23 protein-coding genes and 2 pseudogenes are annotated in these 21118 nt (G+C 70.4%); 11 read left to right on the plus strand and 14 right to left on the minus strand.

Annotation, left to right across the window (positions count from 1 at the left end):
• Positions 1-87: 87 nt before the first annotated feature.
• Entirely contained in the window at positions 88-1263 is a 1176-nt protein-coding gene (locus ACFWBD_RS22260) for a hypothetical protein (protein ID WP_385669310.1), read from the plus strand.
• A 170-nt stretch (positions 1264-1433) separates the two neighbouring features.
• Here ACFWBD_RS22260 and ACFWBD_RS22265 read toward each other — a convergent pair.
• Positions 1434-1640, minus strand: a pseudogene (locus ACFWBD_RS22265) (tautomerase family protein); the annotation flags it as partial.
• A gap of 65 nt (positions 1641-1705) precedes the next feature.
• Positions 1706-3229: a hypothetical protein gene (locus tag ACFWBD_RS22270; protein ID WP_385669313.1), complete on the minus strand. Its 1524-nt coding sequence runs from the start codon at positions 3227-3229 to the stop codon at positions 1706-1708.
• A gap of 339 nt (positions 3230-3568) precedes the next feature.
• Here ACFWBD_RS22270 and ACFWBD_RS22275 point away from each other — a divergent pair, with 339 nt between their 5' ends.
• On the plus strand, positions 3569-4060 hold the full coding sequence (locus ACFWBD_RS22275) for a flavin reductase family protein (protein WP_385669555.1): 492 nt from the start codon (positions 3569-3571) through the stop codon (positions 4058-4060).
• Between the two features lie 93 nt (positions 4061-4153).
• Positions 4154-4555, plus strand: coding sequence for an amphi-Trp domain-containing protein (locus ACFWBD_RS22280; protein ID WP_385669316.1), 402 nt, complete (start codon positions 4154-4156; stop codon positions 4553-4555).
• Between the two features lie 8 nt (positions 4556-4563).
• Here ACFWBD_RS22280 and ACFWBD_RS22285 read toward each other — a convergent pair whose 3' ends face one another.
• Positions 4564-5004: a MarR family winged helix-turn-helix transcriptional regulator gene (locus ACFWBD_RS22285; protein WP_385669319.1), complete on the minus strand. Its 441-nt coding sequence runs from the start codon at positions 5002-5004 to the stop codon at positions 4564-4566.
• Positions 5005-5103: 99 nt separating this feature from the next.
• On the opposite strand from ACFWBD_RS22285, the gene ACFWBD_RS22290 reads away from it, so the two are divergent.
• The gene (locus ACFWBD_RS22290; protein WP_385669322.1) at positions 5104-5559 is read left to right on the plus strand and encodes a nuclear transport factor 2 family protein; all 456 of its coding nucleotides are present in this window, start codon (positions 5104-5106) and stop codon (positions 5557-5559) included.
• 115 nt (positions 5560-5674) lie between these two features.
• Here the strand turns inward: ACFWBD_RS22290 and ACFWBD_RS22295 are convergent, their stop codons facing one another.
• Both ACFWBD_RS22295 and ACFWBD_RS22300 read right to left on the minus strand, forming a co-directional pair.
• Entirely contained in the window at positions 5675-6874 is a 1200-nt protein-coding gene (locus ACFWBD_RS22295) for a hypothetical protein (protein ID WP_385669325.1), read from the minus strand.
• A 135-nt stretch (positions 6875-7009) separates the two neighbouring features.
• Positions 7010-7537: a SigE family RNA polymerase sigma factor gene (locus ACFWBD_RS22300; protein WP_385669327.1), complete on the minus strand. Its 528-nt coding sequence runs from the start codon at positions 7535-7537 to the stop codon at positions 7010-7012.
• A 207-nt stretch (positions 7538-7744) separates the two neighbouring features.
• Here ACFWBD_RS22300 and ACFWBD_RS22305 point away from each other — a divergent pair, with 207 nt between their 5' ends.
• Positions 7745-7951 (plus strand): acyl-CoA carboxylase epsilon subunit, encoded by a 207-nt coding sequence (locus ACFWBD_RS22305; protein ID WP_385669330.1) that lies wholly within the window; start codon positions 7745-7747, stop codon positions 7949-7951.
• 212 nt (positions 7952-8163) lie between these two features.
• Positions 8164-9705 carry an acyl-CoA carboxylase subunit beta gene (locus tag ACFWBD_RS22310; protein ID WP_385669333.1) on the plus strand — a complete coding sequence of 514 codons (1542 nt, stop codon included), beginning with the start codon at positions 8164-8166 and terminating at the stop codon, positions 9703-9705.
• Between the two features lie 89 nt (positions 9706-9794).
• Here ACFWBD_RS22310 and ACFWBD_RS22315 read toward each other — a convergent pair whose 3' ends face one another.
• The 4 genes and pseudogenes from ACFWBD_RS22315 to ACFWBD_RS22330 form a co-directional block, all read right to left on the minus strand.
• Positions 9795-10058: a DUF3253 domain-containing protein gene (locus tag ACFWBD_RS22315; protein ID WP_385669336.1), complete on the minus strand. Its 264-nt coding sequence runs from the start codon at positions 10056-10058 to the stop codon at positions 9795-9797.
• A gap of 30 nt (positions 10059-10088) precedes the next feature.
• Complete coding sequence (locus tag ACFWBD_RS22320; RefSeq protein ID WP_385669340.1) at positions 10089-10526, minus strand: ATP-binding protein; 438 nt, start codon at positions 10524-10526, stop codon at positions 10089-10091.
• Positions 10527-10612: 86 nt separating this feature from the next.
• Positions 10613-11023 (minus strand): annotated as a pseudogene (locus ACFWBD_RS22325) (alpha-L-rhamnosidase C-terminal domain-containing protein); the annotation flags it as partial.
• A gap of 81 nt (positions 11024-11104) precedes the next feature.
• Positions 11105-11728 carry a TetR/AcrR family transcriptional regulator gene (locus tag ACFWBD_RS22330; RefSeq protein ID WP_385669343.1) on the minus strand — a complete coding sequence of 208 codons (624 nt, stop codon included), beginning with the start codon at positions 11726-11728 and terminating at the stop codon, positions 11105-11107.
• 243 nt (positions 11729-11971) lie between these two features.
• On the opposite strand from ACFWBD_RS22330, the gene ACFWBD_RS22335 reads away from it, so the two are divergent.
• From ACFWBD_RS22335 to ACFWBD_RS22350, 4 genes are all read left to right on the plus strand, one after another.
• The gene (locus tag ACFWBD_RS22335; RefSeq protein ID WP_385669346.1) at positions 11972-12787 is read left to right on the plus strand and encodes a DUF427 domain-containing protein; all 816 of its coding nucleotides are present in this window, start codon (positions 11972-11974) and stop codon (positions 12785-12787) included.
• Between the two features lie 24 nt (positions 12788-12811).
• Positions 12812-13516: a TetR/AcrR family transcriptional regulator gene (locus tag ACFWBD_RS22340; protein WP_385669558.1), complete on the plus strand. Its 705-nt coding sequence runs from the start codon at positions 12812-12814 to the stop codon at positions 13514-13516.
• Positions 13517-13649: 133 nt separating this feature from the next.
• A complete protein-coding gene (locus tag ACFWBD_RS22345) occupies positions 13650-14639 on the plus strand; it encodes an NAD(P)-dependent alcohol dehydrogenase (RefSeq protein WP_385669349.1) in 990 nt (329 codons plus the stop codon).
• Positions 14640-15086: 447 nt separating this feature from the next.
• Positions 15087-15716, plus strand: coding sequence for a TetR/AcrR family transcriptional regulator (locus ACFWBD_RS22350; RefSeq protein ID WP_385669352.1), 630 nt, complete (start codon positions 15087-15089; stop codon positions 15714-15716).
• A 15-nt stretch (positions 15717-15731) separates the two neighbouring features.
• On the opposite strand, the gene ACFWBD_RS22355 is transcribed toward ACFWBD_RS22350, so the two are convergent.
• From ACFWBD_RS22355 to ACFWBD_RS22375, 5 genes are all read right to left on the minus strand, one after another.
• Entirely contained in the window at positions 15732-15881 is a 150-nt protein-coding gene (locus ACFWBD_RS22355; RefSeq protein WP_385669355.1) for a hypothetical protein, read from the minus strand.
• A gap of 347 nt (positions 15882-16228) precedes the next feature.
• A complete protein-coding gene (locus ACFWBD_RS22360) occupies positions 16229-16852 on the minus strand; it encodes a response regulator (protein ID WP_385669561.1) in 624 nt (207 codons plus the stop codon).
• Positions 16849-18048 (minus strand): sensor histidine kinase, encoded by a 1200-nt coding sequence (locus ACFWBD_RS22365; RefSeq protein ID WP_385669358.1) that lies wholly within the window; start codon positions 18046-18048, stop codon positions 16849-16851. The genes ACFWBD_RS22360 and ACFWBD_RS22365 overlap by 4 nt, the downstream gene beginning before the upstream one ends.
• The gene (locus ACFWBD_RS22370; RefSeq protein ID WP_385282975.1) at positions 18045-18890 is read right to left on the minus strand and encodes an ABC transporter permease; all 846 of its coding nucleotides are present in this window, start codon (positions 18888-18890) and stop codon (positions 18045-18047) included. Before ACFWBD_RS22370 ends, ACFWBD_RS22365 begins: the two co-directional genes overlap by 4 nt.
• A complete protein-coding gene (locus tag ACFWBD_RS22375) occupies positions 18887-19753 on the minus strand; it encodes an ABC transporter ATP-binding protein (RefSeq protein ID WP_385669361.1) in 867 nt (288 codons plus the stop codon). The genes ACFWBD_RS22370 and ACFWBD_RS22375 overlap by 4 nt, the downstream gene beginning before the upstream one ends.
• A gap of 361 nt (positions 19754-20114) precedes the next feature.
• Between ACFWBD_RS22375 and ACFWBD_RS22380 the strand changes: the two genes are divergently transcribed.
• On the plus strand, positions 20115-20972 hold the full coding sequence (locus tag ACFWBD_RS22380) for an oxygenase MpaB family protein (RefSeq protein ID WP_385669564.1): 858 nt from the start codon (positions 20115-20117) through the stop codon (positions 20970-20972).
• Positions 20973-21118 lie beyond the last annotated feature (146 nt).

Below are 21118 nucleotides of genomic sequence, written 5' to 3' on the forward strand. Positions count from 1 at the left end.
CGGTACATGCGGCAAGAGATCATCACCTCCTACTCTTCGGCTCATCGCGACACTCACTGACGCAGGATCAAGACGGGGGAAAGCACCATGAGATATCGGCACGCGGTGATACCGGCACTGGCCGGAGGGCTGCTGATCACGCTGTTGCTGTGGTGGGCCGGGGCGAGCGAGCAGGCACTGCAACTGCGCGGCACCACCAGCGTGTTCGACATCCAGTCCGCGAGCGAACTCCGGCGATGGCTCGCACCCTGGTCGTACGACCCTCCGACGGGTTCGCTGTCGGACGGCACCGCGGGCGGGGACACGGCCCTGACCGGAGCTTCCCAGTACGCCGGTCTGTACAGCACCGCGATGCAGATCAGGTTCGTGGCGGTCTTCGTGTTCTTCCTGGCCGGCGCGCTGCTGCTGATCCGCAGGATTCCGCCGACGCCGGGCCGCACGCCGGCCACGCTGCTCGCGCTGTGGGCCTGGGGCCCCGTGGCAGCGACGCTGGCAGTGACGGTCTCCGCGCCGTGGCTGATCGCATCCCGGGGCCACGGAAGTTACCGGGTCCTGCCGCAGCTGGCGGGTGTGATCGCGTCGGGCGGGCCGGTCACGGTGTTCGCGGGGCTGTTGACCGCCCTGCTCACGGTCCTCGTCGCGCATCTCACCGCCAAGGGGGCGGACCCGCTGCCCCGGCGGAGTGTGCCGCCGCGCGCCGCCCGCCTGGCCGCGAGTGCCGGGACCGCGGTGGTCGCGCTGTCGGTGGTGCTCCTTTCGTACCAGTCGGTGGCGGCCTGGATCCAGACTTCGTTCAGCGGCGGGGGCCTGCTCTCCGAGCCCGGCGACCTGCTGCGTCAGTGGCTGCTGCTCGGCGCGTGGACGGGCCCGTCGACCGGGTCGCTCGGCGACTGGCTGCTGTACCGAGCCGCCGACGTGCTCGTGCTGGTCGTGGTGTGGTGGTCGCTGCGGCTGCTGCCCGGCCTGCTGACCCGGACCACGGCGCCGGCGATGGCGGTGGGCGCGGTCTGCGCCACCGTGTTGGGACTGCTGGCGAGCCAGGTGCTGCACATGGCGATCGACGACACCGTCGGCGTGTGGGGGGCCCTGTACCTGTTCTCCAAACTCGGCACCGGCGTCCCGGCCGCTCTCACCTTCGGTGTCCTGGCGGGCCTGGCGGCCTGTGTGACCCTGCGGCTGGCCGGGGTCCGTGACGCCGGTGCTTCCCCCGGGGGCACGGGCGCGGATGAAGCCACGTCGCCGGTGCCGGACAGCGGCACGTAGCGAGCCGTACGGTCGGGTACCGGGGGTCAGCCTGCGGTGGGGGACAGGATCGCGGTGTCGACGTCGTAGGAGGTCGCGGCCACCGGGGCGACGATCCCTCCTGGTCGGACCGGAGCTTCGGATCGGGCGCCTCACACCGTTCGACGGTGTTGCGGGCGGCGTAGGTCAGTTCACGCATCGTCCCCCTGCCCCTGCCCCTGCCCCTGCCCCCGCGCCAGGGCCACCAGGCCGGCGTATCGGATGACGGAGCCGCCCGCGCCCCAGGTGCCGTCGGGTGGTTCGTGCACCGGCACCCGCACCCGCAGCGCGTCATCGGGGGCGAGCCCGGCGGCGTCCAGCACGGTCTCCGTCGCCTCCTCGACCAGGACCGATCGACGAGTTCCGCCGCTCCGGCCGTCCTCTGACGAGGGCGGCCCGCGTCCGCCCGGCCCGCGTCCGCCCCTCAGGGGCCGGCGACCCGCACGGTGAGTGGATTGTTGAAGTAGCCGGAGGCGGACTGCTGTTCGTGGAAGCTCTCGCCCGGGCCGCCGCCGTAGACGCGGAAGAACCAGGCGCGACCGGTGTGGTCCTCGAAGTCCTCCTGAAGCCTGCGCCGGGGGAGTCCCTGGATCTCCTTGATGGCCGGGTCCGTGCACAGCCTGCGCATCACGTCGTCGAACTTCTTCTTGAACGCCTGCTGGTCGTCGGTCTCCTGAAGCGCGCTGACGGCGCTGAACCAGCCGCCCGACTTCTTCGCCCGCTGGTAGAGCCTGTCGTACAGCTCCTCACGCGCGACCCTGTCGAAGTCGTTGCGCGCGTAGTTCTCCAGCGTCACCCGGCAGCTGCCGTCCAGGGAGGAGGCGACCACGGCCGCGAAGTGGTACCCCCAGACGTTGTCGCCGCGGGCCGCCGGCGGCTGCACGGAGTGGTCGCGCTCGTCCTCGGCGGCCATGCTGAAGATCGCGAAACCCTCGCCGACGCGGGGCGAAGCGTGCTGATTGACACCCAGCCGAGCGGCGGTCCCGTCCCGTCCGCCGTTCCTGACGGCCTCGCCGTACACCTTTCCGTTGTCCGGCGCCGCCCGGTCCCTGGCCCCGGCCGCGTCGACCGCCCCGGGCACGTCCAGGCCGCCGTCCGGTGAGGAGGCGATCTGCCCGGCGAGGCTGCTCATCCGTGGATCGCTGTCGGAGCCGGGGGTGATGTCGAAGCCTCCGGCACCGCCACCGAGCACCACTCGGCTCGTCTTGTCCCGGCTGGAGCCCATCAACTTGCAGGCCACCGTGATGCAGGTGCTGCGCACCAGCGAGACGAACTCCTCGCTCGACGACTGCTGCGTCTGCCGCGCGAGCACCGGCTGCACCCGGGAGAGCCGCCGGCCGCCGACGCTGATGCTCCTGCCCTGGAGAGCGAGGCGCACGATGCTGCCCGCGGCGTCCAGGGAGGCGTTGGCGTCGTCGACGACCTGCTGGACGGCGTAGAACTCCTTCGGCTCGTCCCTGTCGAGCACGGCGAGCGTGCCGTCGTCGGCGACGCGAAGACCCGCTTCGGCCGGTTTGACCTCACGGGCGGGATAGCGGATGCGCTCGGGGACGCCAGGAGGGCCCAGGGTCGCGCCGCTGCCGGCGACCACCCGCGCTTCCTGCTCCTGCTCCATGAAGTGCGGGCCCCTGTCCTCCTGCTCGCGGTGCGTCGGGTAGCTGCCGCCGGGAACGGTGCCGATCCGCTGCACGACATGGCGTGCGGACCCGGCCGGGCCACCGCTGCGCGCGCCGCCCGCCGAACCCACCGTCCGGCTCAGCGCGGCGTTGCCCGCGCTCTGTTGCAGCGCGGCGATGGTGTCCGCGTCGGCTCGGGTGGCGAGCCCTCGGCCGGAAAGGTCGGCCCATACCCGAGCCGCCACACCGGGCGCCGCGGGCACCGGCGAACGCCGGGCAGGCTGCCGGCCGGCATGCGCGGACGTCGGGTCCTGTTCTGCTCTGCGCACCATGTCCGTATGTCCGTGTGTTTCCTCTTCAGGTGCCGGTCACGTGACGTCCCCTGTGATCCGGGGTGTCTCGGCGGCGTCGTGCCGATCAGCGTGGACCGGCCGGGGGGCGCATCTCAAGGGCTTGGGGGCAGCCGACGGGGAAGACTTCCGCGACCTTTCGAGCAGCCACGCCGTTTCGGAGGGAGGCACGGAGGGACGGGCGGGCGGACGGTCACGGGACAGGAACGGTCGGAGTCGCAGTGTGAGCTGTTCGTGTAAACGGATGCCCGACGGGAAGCAGGTTCTCGCCCGGCGCGAGGCCGGACACCGGATGGCCGACGAAGAGGCATGGGCATGGGCATGACGGACATGGACGCGTTCATCGACCGGCTGAACCCTGACATGTGCGTCGTGACGGCCCAGGCGGGCGGCGAGCGGGCCGGGTGCCTCGTGGGCTTCGCCTCCCAGTGCTCCATGCGACCGGTGCGGTTCGTGGTGTGGCTGTCGAAAGTGAACCGGACCTATGAGGTGGCCTGCGCCGCCGAGTACCTCGCCGTGCATCTGGTGACGCCGGAACAGTTCGAACTGGCCGCCCTGTTCGGGGGCGAGACCGGCGACCGGGTGGACAAGTTCGCGCGGACGCGGTGGACGCAGGGGTACCGCGGGACCCTCGTGCTCCAGGACGCGGACGCGTGGTTCGTCGGCAGGATCGAACAGCGGACCGATGCGGGAGACCATGTCGGGTTCGTCCTGGACCCGGTGCGGTCCGGTGCGCAGGGCAAGCCCGACGGCCGTCCGCTGCTGAGGCTCGCGGACGCTCTCGCGATCGAGCCGGGGCACCCGGTGGAATGACCTGCCTGCGGGTTCGATCGCAGCGGATGTCCGATTCCGTATATGACTCCAGAATTGGCGTTATGTGTAGTTCATTCCGGATCGGAGGCGTTCATGAAGGACCTCAAGTTCGAGCAGAAGCGCTCGCTGTCCCGTCTGGAGGCGGCTGACCAGCTCACGGCGCTCGCGGCTGCGCTGAGGGAGGGCGGGGACGTGGAACTGGAGTTCGGTCCCGGGACGCTGAGTCTGCGGATCCCCGACGATCTGCGTACCGAGATCGAGGTCGAGGTCGGCGACGGGGAGATCGAGCTGGAGTTCGAGTTCAAGTGGCCGACCGCACCGACCCGGGCAGCTCCACCGCGGGCGGCCGCGGGCACCGAGGAGACCGCGCCGAGCCGGAAGGAGGCACCCGCCAAGCCCGCCCGGAGCAGCGCGGGCGCCAGCAGGAGCAGAGGCGCGAAGCCGTCCGCGACGAAGCCGTCCGCGACGAAGCCGTCCGCGACGAAGGCGGCCTGAGCAGGCAGTCACCGCGATTCGTGGTGGGCGAGAACTCGGCCGAGCAGGCGGGTCAGCGTCTGCCGGTCCTCGGCCGACAGCGGTTCGAGCAGATCGTCCTGTACCTGATCGAGTACGTGATCCATGTGGCGCAGCTGCTGGACACCGCCTGCGGTGAGGGTCACCTTGTTGCGCCGTGCATGGTCCGGGTCCGGTGCCCGGTCGACGAAGTCCTGCTCGACGAGTTGGTTGACGGCCGCCACGACATCGCTGCGGTCGACGCGGCACCGGCGGCCGAGCTCTGCCTGGCTCGCGGGCCCGAACTCGTGAAGTGCCGCCAGGATGCGGTAGTGGTAACCGCGCGCCCCGGTGGCGGTGAAACCGCCGAACACCAGCCGGCGGGCGTGCACGGCCAGCTGGGTGATCAACCAGCTCGGCTTCACTGTCAGGCGCTCGGGGATCTCGTCCATGACGGCCATTTTATAAGTGTTGGTGGGACCAACACTCCATCTGTAGTGTCCATCCGTGGTGTTGGTCCCGCCAACGTTGGAGCAGCCATCAAAGGAGACATGGTGTCCGTAGCCGCCCAGACCGCCGATCGCGTCGAGATCGCCGAACTGTTCGCCCGCCTGGCCAATCTGCTGGACGAGTGCCGCCACGACGACGTCGCCACCGTCTACCACGACGACATCGTGGTGCGTGGGCCGAAGGGCGAACTGCGCGGCCTCGATGAAGTGACCGCCCTGCTGAAGCGAAGCCAGGTCGAGGGGGAGCACACCCAGCACGTGCACGGTGACGTGCTGGTGCATGTCGACGGCGACCGCGCGAAGGCCACGGCGAACCAGCTCGTGTACTTCTACCGGGACGGCGAACCACCCCACCGGTCGAGCGGCCTGCGATCGGCCTGCACCGCCGTGCTGACGCCCGCGGGCTGGAGGTTCAGCGAAATGCTGATCACGCTCGCTTGGACGCAGGGGACAGCTCGGGTCGTCCCGGCTCCCGGCCCGGCTGATCCCGGCAAGTGATCTTCTGATCGTCTACCGGGCCGATCGTCCGGCCCGGTCCCTCGCCCGCGCGCGGGGTCTGATCACCGCGCCGGGCCCCGCTCGGCGGGCGGAACGTCTCGTCGCGTGGCCGGCGCTATCGGGCGAGCAGCCAGGACCGGCTGATGGCGATGGTCCTGAGTTCTTCGGTGGTGATCAAGGGGGCGGCGCCGCTCTTCTTGGACGTCGGACTCGGAGCGTTGTAGGCGGAGACGGACATCCACAGCCCGTTCACCCGGAGCGCGTCGACCCGGAGCTGTACGACTCCGGGCTGCTGGCCGGCCAGTTGCCGGGTGCCCACCTTGGTGCCGTCGGACAGTGTTTCGTTCCATGATTCCTTGTCGCCGGCGATCCGGGTGGCCTCGATGTACGTCCGCTTGCCGCTGGTGGAGTCGACGACCACGACATGGCCGTCGGCGCCGGTGCCACCCTCCGAGTAGACGTGCAGGCGCTTGGGCAACAGGTCCTTGAGGAGGGGCAGGATGTCGCCCGGCTCGGCCGGGGTGCCGGGCTCGAGTGTCCCCAGGGAGTTGGGCTCCCCGTCGGCGGTGAACGAACCGTCGACGAACATCGCCAGGTAGCGCAGCTTGCCCGGGTTCATTCGGGGGTTGCGGGTCACGGGTTCTGTGTCGGTGTTGATCGTCGATTCCACGTTGTTGGTGGCGAGCTCGATGACGTACCCGCTGGGTGAGACCATCGTGACCGCCCATTTCTTGATCCCGCCCGCCTTGCCCGCCTCGGTGTACCCCTTCACGGCCCGGTTGTCGGGCTGTGTCGTGCACTCCTCGTACAGAGAATCGTCTTCGGCCGGGCAGGTGATCAGCTTCCGCAGATCCTGCTCGCCCGGGTCGACGCGGCGCACCGAGAGCGTGACCCTCGCCGCGCCGAAGCCGTCCCCGAAGTCGATCGAGGCCGTCGCGGCCCGGCTCGCTTGGGTACTGCCCTCAGCCTGGAGCTTCGGGTGCGCGACGGCGATCCCGGACTGGTCCATGCCGTTCTGGAGGATGTTCTCCATTTCCTTGGCGGTGACCGCGAAGTGCCCGTAGACACCCCCCGGTGGCGGCGTCGAGGCCAGGCCGCCGACCTTGCCGTCACCGTCGCGCCCGCCGCTCAGTTGGACACCGGCCGTCGCCACGAGAACGACGGCCAGCGCACTCCCGGCCACAGCGGAGGCACGGCGGCGGGCCAGCCTGCGGCGGCCGCGCAACAGGCTGCGTTCCGCCAGGGAATGCCGGTCGGCGGTGAAGGTGCCCGCTGTGTCGCGGAGAACCTTCCCGAGCTCGTCTTCGAAGGGCATACGGAACCACCAGTTCCTGTGTTGGTGCGGACGGGAGTGCGGAGCGATGAACGGGACGGGCCTTCGTCGGCCCGGCTGTTCGAAGCAGTGGAGAAACGAACGGGAGGAGGTCGGGCTGGGGATCGGACCGGTTGGTCAGGCCGGGGTGATCAGTTCGGCGAGGCTGCCCCCGAGCCGTTCGCGGAGTTTTGCCAGCGCCCGGGTCGAGCGGGTGCGTACGGCCGCGGAGCTCACGTTCATCGCCTCCGCCGTCTCCTCCACGCTGCGGTCCTCCCAGTACCGCAGCACCACCACCGCCCGGTCCTTGGGCGGCAGCTCCCGCAGGGCCTCGAGCAGTGCCAGCCGCAGAGCCGGGTCGTCCGTGCTCCGGGGCACCGGCGCGTCCGGCAGGTCTGCCAGAGGGCGCTCGCCCGCGGAGTACCGCCGTCGGTGTGTCAGGAAGGTGCGGACGAGAACGGTCTGGGCGTACGCCGCAGGGTTTTCGATCCGGGACATCCGCCCCCACAGGGTGTACATCCGGCTGAGCGTCTCCTGCACCAGATCCTCGGCGAGGTGAGTGTCTCCGCTGGTGAGCAGACACGCGGAGCGGTGCAGATGCCCGGCACGTCCGGTGGCGAACTCCATGAACTCATCTGTCCGGGACGATGTCCGGGACCTTCTCATTCCCACCCCTCGGTGCCTTTCCGTTGGCCTACACCTCACAGACGCGGTGGACCGGGGCAAATGTTTCAGATGAGTTTGGCGAGAGTCCGGCGCGGTGCGCGTGGGGGAGGGGTGAGTGGGTTTCGAGCGGGGCCCCGGTTGGTTTTGAGCGGGGTGGTGGAGGGTGGGGGAAACAAGGAGCGCCGACGGTTGCAGGGAGGTGGGGACATGGGCAGCGAGGTCGCTCGGGATGCGGTGGTGCGGGTGGCGGGCGGTGGGGTGACGGAGGCGGAGGTCGCTGCCGTGGTGGCGGTGGTGGCGTCCTTGCTGGCTGCCCGGCGTGCCGACGTGGATGAGGGGCCGGCCAGGGGCGTGCCGGAGTGGCGTGGCCTGGGAGGGAGTTCCGGCTACCGCTCGCCGCGCAGCTGGCGGTAGGCCTGGTTGTGAGTTGTGAGTTGTGAGTTGTGAGTTCTGGGCTGTGGGCTGTGGGTCGGTTGGTGGTGCTTGGTGTTGGAGTGTCGGACCTGGCGTGTGTTTCCCCTGCCATGTGAACCGCGTGGGCGGTTCGTCGTGGTGGGGGTTTCGGGGGTGCTGGGTCCGTTACGAGGGAGGGATATGCCGTGAGCGGTGCAGATGAGTTTTCCAACGTGCCTGGTAGCCGCGTAGCGGTGGCGGAGTTGCTGGAGGTGCGCGCGGAGGCGGTGGCGGGGCCGAGCGGTGGGGCGGGCGGCGGCAGGAGGCTCTCGGCACGGGAACGGGTCGCCCTGCTGTTGGACGAGGGGTCGTTCGTCGAGGTGGGGCTGTTGCGGCGGCACAGGGCGACTGGTTTCGGGTTGGAGGCGCGGCGCCCGTACACGGACGGGGTGGTGACGGGGTGGGGCACGGTGGAGGGCCGGCAGGTCTTCGTGTACGCGCATGATTTCCGTGTGTTCGGGGGTGCGTTGGGTGAGGCGCACGCGGAGAAGATCCACAAGGTGATGGACATGGCTCTGGCGGCGGGTGCGCCGCTGGTGTCTTTGAACGACGGTGCGGGAGCACGCATTCAGGAGGGTGTGGTGGCGCTGGCGGGTTACGGCGGAATCTTCCGTCGCAATGTGCGGGCGTCGGGGGTCATTCCACAGATCTCGGTGGTGCTGGGGCCGTGTGCGGGAGGCGCCGCCTACAGTCCGGCGCTGACGGATTTCGTCTTCATGGTGCGCGGGACGTCACAGATGTTCCTGACGGGGCCGGACGTGGTGCGGACGGTGACGGGTGAGGAGGTGACGCGTGACGGTCTGGGCGGGGCGGATGTGCATGCGGAGACCTCGGGGGTGTGCCATTTCGCCTACGACGACGAGGAGACGTGCATCGCGGAGGTGCGGTACCTGCTGTCGATGCTGCCGCAGAACAACCGCGATATCTCGCCGCGGGGGCCGGTGACGGATCCGCCGGGGCGGCGGTCGGAGGCGCTGGTGGATCTCGTGCCGGCGGACGGCAGTCAGCCCTACGACATGACCGAGGTGATCGGTCATCTCGTGGACGACGGAGAGTTCCTGGAGGTCCACGAGAGCTGGGCCCGCAACCTCGTGTGTGCGCTGGCGCGGCTGGACGGCGAGGTCGTGGGAATCGTGGCGAGCCAGCCGCGGGTCCTGGCGGGTGTCCTGGACATCGAGGCGAGCGAAAAGGGCGCCAGGTTCGTTCAGATGTGTGACGCCTTCAATATTCCGCTGGTGACCCTGGTCGATGTGCCGGGTTTTCTGCCGGGGGTGGACCAGGAGCACGGCGGCGTCATCCGGCACGGTGCGAAGCTGCTGTACGCGTACTGCAACGCGACCGTGCCGCGCATCTCCTTGATCCTGCGCAAGGCGTACGGCGGCGCCTATATCGTCATGGACTCGCAGTCCATCGGCGCGGATGTCACCTATGCCTGGCCGACGAACGAGATCGCGGTGATGGGCGCCGAGGGCGCCGCGAACGTCATCTTCCGGCGGCAGATCGCGGAGGCGGACGAGCCCGAGGCGATGCGGGAGCGGATGGTCAAGGAGTACCGGGCGGAGCTGATGCATCCGTACTACGCGGCCGAACGCGGTCTGGTGGACGACGTGATCGACCCCGCCGGTACCCGTGAGACGCTCATCCGCGCTCTGGCGATGCTGCGCACCAAACACGCCGACCTGCCCTCACGCAAGCACGGCAATCCCCCGCAGTGACGGCGACCGGGTCGGGGTGACGGGAGACCGGTTCGGGGCGGTGGCGACGGGTTCGGGCTGGTGGCGACCGGTGCCGTTCGCGGAGGCCGTCAGCGTGTCCGGCGGATCCGGATCGGGCCGCGGACTGTTTCCGGGTCGACGAGCTCTCCGCCCTGAGTGATCTCGACCAGACCCGCCTGGGACAGCCGTTGTGCCGCGGCACGCGTGGGCTCCATCAGCCGCCGCCATCCTTCGTCCGATCCGTGGTGGACCGACCGGGCGACCTCGGACGGGCAGACCGACGCGTCCGGCCGCCGCCGTCCAAGGAGGTCAAGGATGGCGCGTTCGAGTTGCTCGTCCTCGTCGGATGTCATGGGTGAGCCTCCGCTCGGTGACCGGGCCTCTCAGCCCGAGCCCATCGCTCCGGGCGCGGTGGACGTGGGTGCTCCGAAGCAGGCGGTGATGCTCTTGCCGCGGGGGCAGCGATAGGCCTCCCAACTGTCGGCGAGGGCATCGACCAGCAGCAGACCACGCCCCCCTGGGGCGCTGGTGCCCGGGTCGCGCGGCTCGGGCAGCCGAGGCGAGGCGTCATGCACGGTGACGTGCAAGCATTCCTCGTCCCAGGTGAGGATCAACTGCGCCGCACTACGGGCGTGCACATGGGCGTTGGTGACCAGCTCGGAAACGGCCAGCAGAATCGCGTCCACCAGCTCCGGCGCGGTCTGCGACCAGCCGAGCGTGGCCACATGCGCACGCGTCCACTCCCTGGCGACCTTCACCCCGCTGCTCACCGGCAGCGAGCGCGCCCATCCCACAGCTTTCAACGGTGAGTCCTTCGCCATGCTCTCTCCTTGGGCCGACCATCCGGGTCCGTGTCCCGTATGCCCAAAAACCCCAGGCCCAAGCTGGACGAGGGTGCGGTCGTGGGTCAGTTCCGTGGTTGCGGAAGCGGGGTGTGGAAGGTGTGTCGTCCGGGTCCCGCGGTCACGGGTTCGGCGTTCGGCAGGTCGACGAGGGCGGAGGTGTTCGGCGGCACGAGCAGGTGCACCAGCAGCAGTCGGCCCTCGACGCGCCAGCCGGTCTCGGCGCGGCCGTACGGCGTCTCGTGCGCGGCGCGCGCCCAGGTGAGGCCGCCGCCCGGGCGGGGACGGACCAGGATCCGGCGGTAGCCCGGCTCGGCGGGCGCGAGACCGGCGACGGTGCGGTGGATCCAGTCGGCGACGGCTCCGAGCGCGTAGTGGTTGAAGGAGGTCGTCTCGCCGGGATTGACGCTGCCGTCGGGAAGCATGTCGTCCCAGCGCTCCCAGACGGTCGTGGCGCCCATGTCGACCTGGTAGAGCCCCGGCGCTGTGAGTTCTTGCTGTGCGGGAGGGCTCGACCCGGGTACGTGGTGCGGGCGATGGTGGGCCTCGGTGTTGCCCTACAACCCCTGCCCGTCGGCGGAAATGCAGCGCATCAGGCGGTCCAGGTGGTCGTGCATCACCGGGATGAGGTCGAAGGAGCGGCCGGAGGCGAGCCACTGCTGCCGCAGTCCGGCGTCGAGGGCGGCGCATTCGCGCGCGATGCCGTCATGGTCCAGGTCGGGCAGGAGTTCGCCGTTCCGGCTTCCGGCGCGCAGGCGCTCCGCGAGCTCCTTCACGCCCTTCTCCTGCCAGTGCGCGAAGAAGTCGTGGGCCGGATGGTCCGGCGCGGTCGCCTCGGCGGAGACCACGACGGCCAGCTCCACCATGCCCGGCATGGTGAGCGTCTCGGCGGTGTCCTCCAGATGGCAGCGGAACGCGTCCCGCACCGACTCCGACACCCGCTGCCACTGGGTGTCCATGCGGTCGTGCCAGTGCTCGACCACGGCCAGCAGGAGCTGCTGCTTGTCGCGGAAGTGGTGCAGCAGCCCGGCGTCGGTGATCTCGGCGTCCCGGGCGATGCGGGCGAGGGAGGTCTTGCGGTAGCCGTCCTGCCCGAAGCGCAGCAGTGCCGCCTCGAGGATCTGGGTGCGCCGTGCCCGGCCTGCCGTGTAGCCGCCGCGCGGTCCCCTGGGTGTCGCCATGGAAGAAACGGTACCGGGGTCCTGTGAGGCGTCCATCGGTCACGCCCCGAGTGGCACGTGCTCGGCCGGGAGACGTTCGCCTGCGAGGTGCGCTGGAGCGAGGGCCGGCCCGGCACGGCCGAAGCGATCCGGCCGAAGGCTGCGGCGGCGCCGACGACCCGGAGGCACTGGACGAACGGTGACAGCGTTGCGCGTGTGGGGGAACGTGGGTGATGAGCCGAGCAGTAGAGGGAGGAAACGGACATGACCAAGCTCAGCACCGCCGACTCCGTACGCGCCACCCCGGAAGGTCTCCTCTGGGAGCCCGGCCCGCGCTGGGTCCGGGGTCGCAAGGGCGGGTTCACCGTCGTCGACAGCCGGCATCCCGTCCTCGTCTGGGAGCCCGGCGTGCCGGTGCCGCTGTACGCCTTCCCGCGCGAGGAGGTGCGCGAGGACCTGCTGCGGCCGGCGAAGAACCCGCCGGTCGGCACGCACACGGGCTCGCGGGTCTTCTACGACCTCGAAGTGGAGGGCGAGCTGCTGGAGAACGCGGCCTGGACCTTCCCCGCCGAGGACCTGGCCGGTCACATCGCCTTCGAGTGGTTCCGGCGCACCGGCAGGGGACTCGACCACTGGTACGAGGAAGAGGAGGAGATCTTCATCCACCCCCGTGACCCGCACAAACGTGTCGACGCCCTGCCCAGCAGCCGACACGTCCGGATCGCGATCGACGGCACGGTCGTCGCCGACACCCGCCGCCCGGTCCTCCTCTTCGAGACCGGCCTGCCCACCCGCTACTACATCCCCCGTGAGGACGTCCGCCTCGACCTGCTCACCCCCACCGGCCACCGCACCGGCTGCCCCTACAAGGGCACCGCCACGTACTGGTCCTGGACCGGCGAGGCGGACGTCCCGCCCGACGTCGTGTGGAGCTACCCCGCCCCGCTGCCCGCCGTGGCCGCCATCGGAGAGCTGCTCGCCTTCTACAACGAGGCGGTCGACATCACCGTGGACGGGGAGCGCCTCGAACGCCCCGTCACCCCCTTCACGCATACGCTGTTGTCCCGCCCGGCGCACTGACGGCGTCGTCGAAGGGGAGAGGAGCTGGTGGAGATAACGACGAAGGTGGGCGTCGCGGCGCAGTCCCGCCCGCCGCTGAGCAGGGGGCGGGTGCTGGGCGCCGCCGTCGCACTGGCCGACGAGGGCGGGGTCGACGCGCTCAGCATGCGCAACATCGCCCAGGCGCTCGGCGTCGTGCCGATGGCGCTGTACAAGCACGTGGCCAACAAGAACGAGCTGCTGGACGGGATGATCGACGTCCTCATGGGCGAGATCGATCCACCGGCCGACGACACCGACTGGAAGACCACCGTGCGCCGGCGGGTGCTGTCGGCCCGCGGCATGCTGCTGCGCCACCCGTGGGCGCCCGCGGTCATCGAGTCGCGGACGAAGGCACGGGCCACTCCGACCCCCGCGGTGATGGCGTACCTGGACTCGATGATCGGGATCCTCCGGGCCGGGGGGTTCTCGATCCGCCTCATCCATCACGCGATGCATGTCATGGGCAGCCGCCTGCTGGGCTTCTCCCAGGAGCTGTTCGAGGACAGCGCCGACGGCCGTGAACCGGATCCGGACGCGATGCCGCCCGAGGAGATGGCCGCGCGCTACCCGCACATCACCGAACTCGCCATGGCCGTCGCCCATGACCCGGAGTCCGTCCTCGGCTCCGGCTGCGACGACCAGTTCGAGTTCGAATTCGCTCTGGACCTGACCCTGGACGGCCTCGAGCGGCTCCTGGGCACGACCTGACCAACTCGCACTCTTGACGGGTGTACGGCGTACACCTACCGTGCCGTGCAGAGGTGTACGCCGTACACCTGCCGTGTCCGGAGGGCATCCGCAGGCGCCGCGGCAGTCGATGCCGAAAAGAGGGGGCGACCCGATGAAGGCGATCGTGCAGGAGCGGTTCGGCCCGCCGGGCACTCTTGAGCTGGTGGACGCAGACCGGCCCGAGGTCTCGGCCGGCCAGGTGTCGGTGCGGGTGCGTGCCGCCGCGCTGAACCCCTACGACTGGCACATGCTGCGCGGCGATCCCTATGTGGCGCGGCTGATGGGAGGCGTGGGGCTGACGCGGCCGAAGTGCCGGGTGGCCGGTATCGACGTCGCCGGCCAGGTCGAGTCGGTCGGCGCCGACGTACCAGGACTCCGGCCGGGCGACGAGGTACTGGGCTTCTGTCACGGCTCCTTCGCCGAGTACGCGCGCACCACCGCGGATCTGCTGGTGCCCAAACCGGCCGGCCTGACCTTCGAGCAGGCCGCGGCCGTGCCGATGGCGGCGGTGACCGCCCTTCGCGGCATCCGCACCGTGGGCCAGGTGCGGGCCGGGCAGCGGGTGCTGATCAACGGAGCCGCCGGCGGAGTGGGCACGTTCGCCGTGCAGATCGCCGCGGGAATGGCCGCGGAGGTCACCGGGGTGTGCAGCACGCGCAACGTCGATCTGGTGCGTTCACTCGGCGCCGCGCACGTCGTCGACCACACCCGGGAGGACTTCACGGACGTACGCGAGCGCTATGACGTGATCCTGGACAACGTGGGCAACCGTCCGCTGAGCCGGCTGCGCCGGGCCCTCACCCCGACAGGGACGCTCGTGGCCAACGGCGGCGGCTCGCCCGGCCGCGTGTTCGGGGCGGTGGGCTCCATGCTCCGGGTGATCGCGGTCAACGGGTTCGTCCGGCAGCGGCTCCGCACGATCCTTCCGTCGGCCCCGGCCGGACCGACCCAGGAGGACCTCCTCGCCGTCACCGCGCTCATCGAGGCAGGCAGGCTGGCCCCGGTGATCGACCGGACCTGCCCGCTGGCCGACACGGCCGAGGGCCTGCGGCATCTGGAACAGGGGCATACGCGCGGCAAGATCGTGATCACGGTGCCGTGAGGGGGAGTCACGACGGCCGCCGCACGGTCGCCTCGGGGCAGCCCACCGTGCCGAGGCAGACAAGGACGTGCCGCTCGGCGATCTCCGCCGCGCCGAGAGGGCCGTCGGCCCGGTACCAGTTGGCCACCCCGCGCCGCCGTACTCCTCGGGCAGACGCACTCCGAGCCGGCCGTAGATCTTGGGGTTGGGGGGAGGGATCCCGGCCGCCCTGGGTGAGTGGGTCGCGTTGCACGGGACTTCCGCGCTCGCGCTGGGCGAATTCGCGTACGGCGGCGGCGAAATCGGACTGCTGCGAGATGAGGCGACTGACCCGGGGGTCCTCCGAACACAGGGGATGGAGGGGGGATGGAGCGGGGATGGAGCGGTGGGACGTACGAGGGGTTACAGATGTATGGTCGATGTTTCACTGTTTCTGCGGAAAAGTGTGCGGGTACCGTTAGAGGCACCATGAAGGCATCTGTGAACGACTCCCTGCTGGCCCGGGCCATCGCCCGGCCGCCGGAGACAGAGGAAAGGCTGGCGCGCCAGATCCTCGACGCCGCCCTGGAGCAGTTCACGACGTTCGGCCTGCGCCGTTCCTCGGTGGAGGACGTCGCCAAACGGGCCGGTGTCTCGCGTGTCACGGTGTACCGCCGCTTCCAGAGCAAGGACGGACTGGTCGAGGCGTGCCTGCTGCGCGAGGGCAGCCGCTTCTTCCAGGAGCTGGACTCCGCCGTCGCCGCGCTGCCGACGATGGAGGACCGGGTCGTCGAGGGCTTCGTGGTCGCCCTGCGGTACACCAGGGCCCATCCGCTCCTCGGAGGGCTGCTGCGGCTCGAACCCGAAGTGGTTCTCCCCTGCTTCACCGTGCAGGGCGGCGCCTCCCTCGCCGCCACCACCGACTACCTGACCACCCATCTGCGGAGCGCCCAGCACGCCGAGGGCCGTCCCGGGACCGACCCCCGGCCGGCGGCGGAGCTGATGGTGCGTGTCGCGGTCTCCTTCCTCCTCAACCCGGCCGGCTGCATCGAACTGGACGACGAGGAACAGGCCCGCGCCTTCGCCCGCAGATACCTCGCGCCGCTGCTCGACGCCTGACCGTGCCTCGTCCGGTCAGCGCCGGGCGGGCAGCCACCGCATGAACGCGACGGCCCTGGCCTTCGTCGCGGCCGGGGTCGCGAACGACGTCAGATCGACCGGCGGAGCGAAGCGCCGGACGGTCACCGACTGTGGGGCGGTGAAGGCCCGCAGTCCGTCCGCCACGTGGATCCGGCCGAGGCCGGAGTCGCCGGACCCGCCGAACGGCAGGGCCGGAGGGCGGCGAAGCCCAGCGGGCCGGTCAATTCAGCTGAATGCAGGGGAAGTTGAGATACGCGCGCAGATCCACGCATCCCGTGGTGAGAGCCGACGAGGGTGAATCGCCGACGGTAGTGCTCGGCGCAGTGTGGTCGCGTGATCCAACTCATACCTGCGAGCACACCGGCACGCCGGCTAGGAGGGTCCCGCCCGCCGTGAGGAGGCTCGGGGTGGCGCCGGCGGTCGTACGCGACCTGCGCGGGGTTCCGCGGTCCGGCCCCGGGACAGGAACCGGTCGACGCGTGGGGGGAACGTCAGTCGAGCAGGCCGTGGCGCATCGCGTTCGTCACCGCCGCGGTTCGGTCGTCGACACCCAACTTGCCGAAGACCCGCAGCAGATGGGTCTTCACCGTCGACTCGCCGATGAACAGGCGGCGGCCGATCTCCGCGTTCGTGCACCCCCGCGCAACCAGCCGCAGCACCGCCGTCTCCCGCTCGGACAGCCGCGGGCGTTCCGGTCGGGTGCGCAACTGGTCCACCAGGCGGGCCGCCACCGTCGGCGCCAGCACCGTCTCGCCCCGCGCAGCAGCCCGTACCGCGTTCGCCAGTTCGCCCCGTGGCAGGTCCTTCAGCAGGTAGCCCGCCGCCCCCGCCTCCACGGCGCGCAGGATGTCGCGGTCCGTCTCGTAGGTCGTCAGGACGATCACCCGGCAGGGCAGTCCCGCCGCGCTCATCCGCATGATCGAGTCCACACCCCCGCCGTCGGGCATCCGCAGGTCCATCAGCACGATGTCGGGGCGCAGCTCCGCGGCCAGCGCTTCGGCCTGCGGTCCGCTCGACGCGTCGGCGACCACCTCCAGGTCCTCTTCGGCGCTCAGCATGGCCCGCAGACCCTCCCGTACGACGGGATGGTCGTCGGCCAGGACGATCCGGATCACCATGGGCTCCTCGGGGGCGGTACGGGCAGGCGGACGGTCACGGTGGTGCCGTCGCCGGGTGTGCTGTCGACAGAGGCGGTGCCGCCCACCTCGGTGGCCCGGGCGCGCAGTCCCGCCAGACCGTAGCCTCCCGTCGCCGTGTGCGGGTCGAAGCCGCAGCCGTCGTCCCGAACGGACACGGTGAGGGCCTCGTCGGCGTACGTCAGGGTGATGCCTACCGTGACTGAACTCCCCGCGTGTCTACGGGCGTTGGCCAGTGCCTCCTGGCAGGCGCGCAGGGCCACCACCTCGGGGCCGGCCGGCAGCGGACGTGCGGCACCGGTCATCCGCAGTTCCGTCCCGTGGCGTGCGGCCAGCCGGCGCAGGGCGTCCGGCAGCGAGGCGCCGTGCAGGTCGGCGGGCGCGCCTCCGGCGACCAGGGCGCGTGCCTCGGCGAGGTTCTGCCGGGCCGTCTCGTCCATCAGGGCCAGGTGGCGTCGGGCCTGCGTGATGTCGTCGTCCAGCTCCGCCTCGACGGCCTGCACCAGCATCAGCAGACTGGTGAAACCCTGGGCGAGGGTGTCGTGGATCTCCCGGGCCATCCGCTCCCGCTCGGCCAGCGCGCCGTGCTCGGCCGACAGCCGGGAGATCTCGTGGCGGCTCGTGTCCAGCTCCGCGATCAGCGCGGCCCGTTCCTGGCTCTGCTCGATGATGCGGATGATCCAGGTGCCGACGGCCATCGAGAAGACGAAGGTCACCACCGCGAACATCCCGTTGAAGAAGACGGCCTCGTCGCCGGGCCACCACACCAGCGCCCACCCGACCACGGGCACGAGGTTGATGACGGCCACAGCCACCAGCGCCCACCGGATGCGCAGCGTCATGAAGCACTGGGGGACGAGCGCGAAGGTCATCAGCCGGGTCTCGCCCACGAGGATCGCCGATGGCAGGAACAGCGCCATCGCCGCCACCAGGTAGCCCAGCGCGCGCCCTGGGTCCGGCGGATCCTCCCGCAGGATGGGGCGCCCGACGCACACGAACAGCGGGATCAGCAGAACCAGCAGCGCCGCCGCGACCAGCCTGACCGGCCGGCCCGGATAGGCCGTGCCGAGCACGAACACCAGGGTGGCCAGCCAGACGAACGCGAAGTAGCTGTCCCAGATCCGGAACGAGCGGTCCCAGGTGTACGCGCCCCCGGCCCGTTCCGGCTGGTTCATCCGTCGCGCCGGTTCTTCCACCGGAAGGTCAGCAGACACAGCAGCAATCCTCCGACGCACCAGGCCCCCAGCACCAGGGCCACCCGCCCGAATTCCCAGCCGCCGGTCTGCTCCAGGACCTGCGCCGACTCGGGAAGGAAGACCCCGCGCAGTCCCTGGCACATCCACTTCAGCGGGAACAGGGCACCGATGTTCAGCATCCAGCCGGGGATGGTGTCGATGGCGATGTACACCCCGGAGATGAACTGCAGCACCAGGAACGGGAGTACGACCACCGAGGTGGCGCTCTTGCCGGACTTCGGGACGGAGCTGACGGCGATGCCGAGCAGCGCGCACGCCGTGAGGCCCAGCACGAAGATCCAGGCGAAGTCGAACAGGCGGCCCGGGTCCGTGGGCAGATCGACGTCGTAGAGGGTCGCGCCGACGAGCAGCAGGATCGCCGTCTCCAGCAGTCCGGTGACGAGGACCAGCCAGATCTTGCCGAGGAAGTACGCCGCCGGCGGCATGGGTGTGCCGCGCAGCCGGCGCAGCACCTTCTCGTCCCGCTCGATGGCGATCGAGATGCCGAGTGACTGGAAGCTGGTCGACATGATGCCGGCGGCCATCATCGCGGGGACGTACAGCTGCGAGGCGGTGATGCCCGCTCCGCGCACGTCGTCCCGGAAGATCGACGCGAACAGGAACAGGAACACCACCGGAAAGGCGAAGGTGAACACCACCTGGTCGCGCTGCCGGAAGAACTGCCTGAGCTCCAGGACGCCACGCCCCAGACCCAGTCGCCATGCTCCGGGCAGCCGGTCGGCGTGTGTCTTCGTGCGGGTGCGTACGACGGTCGTGGTCATCGGGCGTCCTCCTGTCCGGTCAGCCGGAGGTAGACGTCCTCCAGTGTGGGGCGGCTGATCCGCAGCCCCGGTATCTCGCCGTCGAAGCGCCGCATGAGCTCGGCGACGGTCCGGGTGGGCGTGTCCGTGCGCTCCGCGCGTGTGGCGCCGTCCGGCTCGGTCCACTCCACGGTGGCCTCGGTGCCGTACCGCTCGCGCAGGCCCTTCGGTTCGCCCTCGGCGACGACCCGGCCGCCGACGACCACGGCCAGCCGGTCGGCGAGCGTCTCCGCCTCCTCCAGATAGTGCGTGGTCAGGAGGATGGTGGTGCCCTCGTCGGCCAGTTTGCGGATCAGGTCCCAGAACTGGCGCCGGGCCGCCGGGTCGAAGCCGGTCGTCGGCTCGTCCAGGAGCAGGAGCTCGGGGTCGCCGATCACCCCGAGGGCCACGTCCAGCCGCCGGCGCTGCCCGCCGGACAGCGCCTTGATCCGGCTGCCGGTCTTCGCCTCCAGACCCACCAGGCCGATGACCTCCTCAGGGTCCCGTGGCCTCGGGTAGTAGCGGGCGAAGTGCCGCACGGTCTCGCCGACCGTCAACTCGGCGGGGGCGGATTCGTCCTGCCAGACGATGCCGACCCGCGAGCGCCACGCACGCGTGCCGTGCGCCGGGTCCGTGCCCAGGACGGACACCTCGCCGGCGTCCCGGGAGCGGTTGCCCTGGAGGATCTCCACCGTGGTGCTCTTGCCGGCCCCGTTGGGCCCCAGCAGGCCGAACACGTCACCTCTGCGGATGCCGAGGTCGATGCCGTCGACCGCGGTCACGTCGCCGTACCGCTTGCGCAGTCCACGTACGTCCACCACGAGTTCGTTCGCGTGTGTCGTCATGCCGATCAGCCTCGGCGGGAACCGGACGTTCCGGCACGACCGTGCGTACCTCATTGTGTCCACCGAACGGTGGACACGCGTGTGCGGCGTGCGCGGCCAGGGCGTGCACCGTTCGACCGTGTGTCCGAGATGTGCATATCTGACCCTCTTCGTGTTTTCCTTGCCCATAGAGGCGAATGCCCGGGATCCCGCATCGGGGTGTCATCGGGAGAGTCAAAGACACAAAAACTATTGACTTGTTACAGGAGGCGCATCAACACTCCGGACACGACAGAGGGACGGAGGTGTCATGGCCGGCGTACCGCACACGTCAGACCAATCAACCCAACGGACTACAGGGAGAGTTGGGATACCCGCGCAGATCCGCGCGCCGCGCAGGGGCGGGGTCGTCTGGCGCTGCTTCGGCGATGCCCGCGCCACCCTGATGGCACCCCAGCTGCTGCTTCTCCAGGTCTCGCACCCCGTGGTCGGGGCAGGCGTCGCCGACCACAGCAACTTCCGCGCCGAGCCCTGGCCCCGCCTGATCCGGACCCTGCTCTCCCTCACCACGGTCGTCTACGGCGGCCAGGAGGCGGCCACCGCCGAGGCGTGCCGCCTTCGCCACGTGCACACCGGTATGAAGGGCACCGACTCGCGGGGGCGCCGCTACCACGCCCTCGACCCCGAGGCGTACCACTGGGTGCACGCGACTCTGGTCAAGGGCCCCGTGGACGCGCAGCACCTGTTCGGCAAGGGCATGTCGGCCGACGAACTGGACGAGTACTACCGCGGTATGCGGGACGTGGGCCGCGTATGGGGCCTGAAGGAGCATCACCTTCCACCGGACTGGCCGTCGTTCCTGGACTACTACGACGACATGGTCACCCATCGCCTGGAGTTCAACCAGTCGGTCCAGGACGTCCTCGACGAACTCGCCCGCCCCGCCAAGCCGTTCCGCCGACTGCCCGGTCCGCTCTGGTCGCCCTTCGCCCGACTCGCCGCGCACTACGCCCTGTTGGTCACCGTGGGCACCCTGCCACCCGTCCTGCGTGAGCGGCTGCACCTGACCTGGAGTGCCCGGCAGGAACGCGCCCTGCGCCGCTTCGCCCGCGTCGTACGTCTCACGACGGCCCTCGTGCCCCCGCCGCTGAGGATCACCGTCTCCCTCGCCCTCGCCTACTGGGCCACCCACCGTCCCGGCACCGACCCCGCCACCCGACGGCCCCTGGGAGCGTGGTGACGGGAACGCCCGCCCCGAAAACCCCATCGCCGCCGCCCGGCCCGGCCGGAGCGACCCCGGTACCCGCCCCGATCCGGCCCCGTTCGGCCCGGGCACGATCCTCTGGGACGTCGCCGGTGACGTACGGCTGCCGCTCTCCCTGCCGG

Source organism: Streptomyces sp. NPDC060002, from assembly GCF_042737245.1.
Lineage (GTDB): Bacteria > Actinomycetota > Actinomycetes > Streptomycetales > Streptomycetaceae > Streptomyces.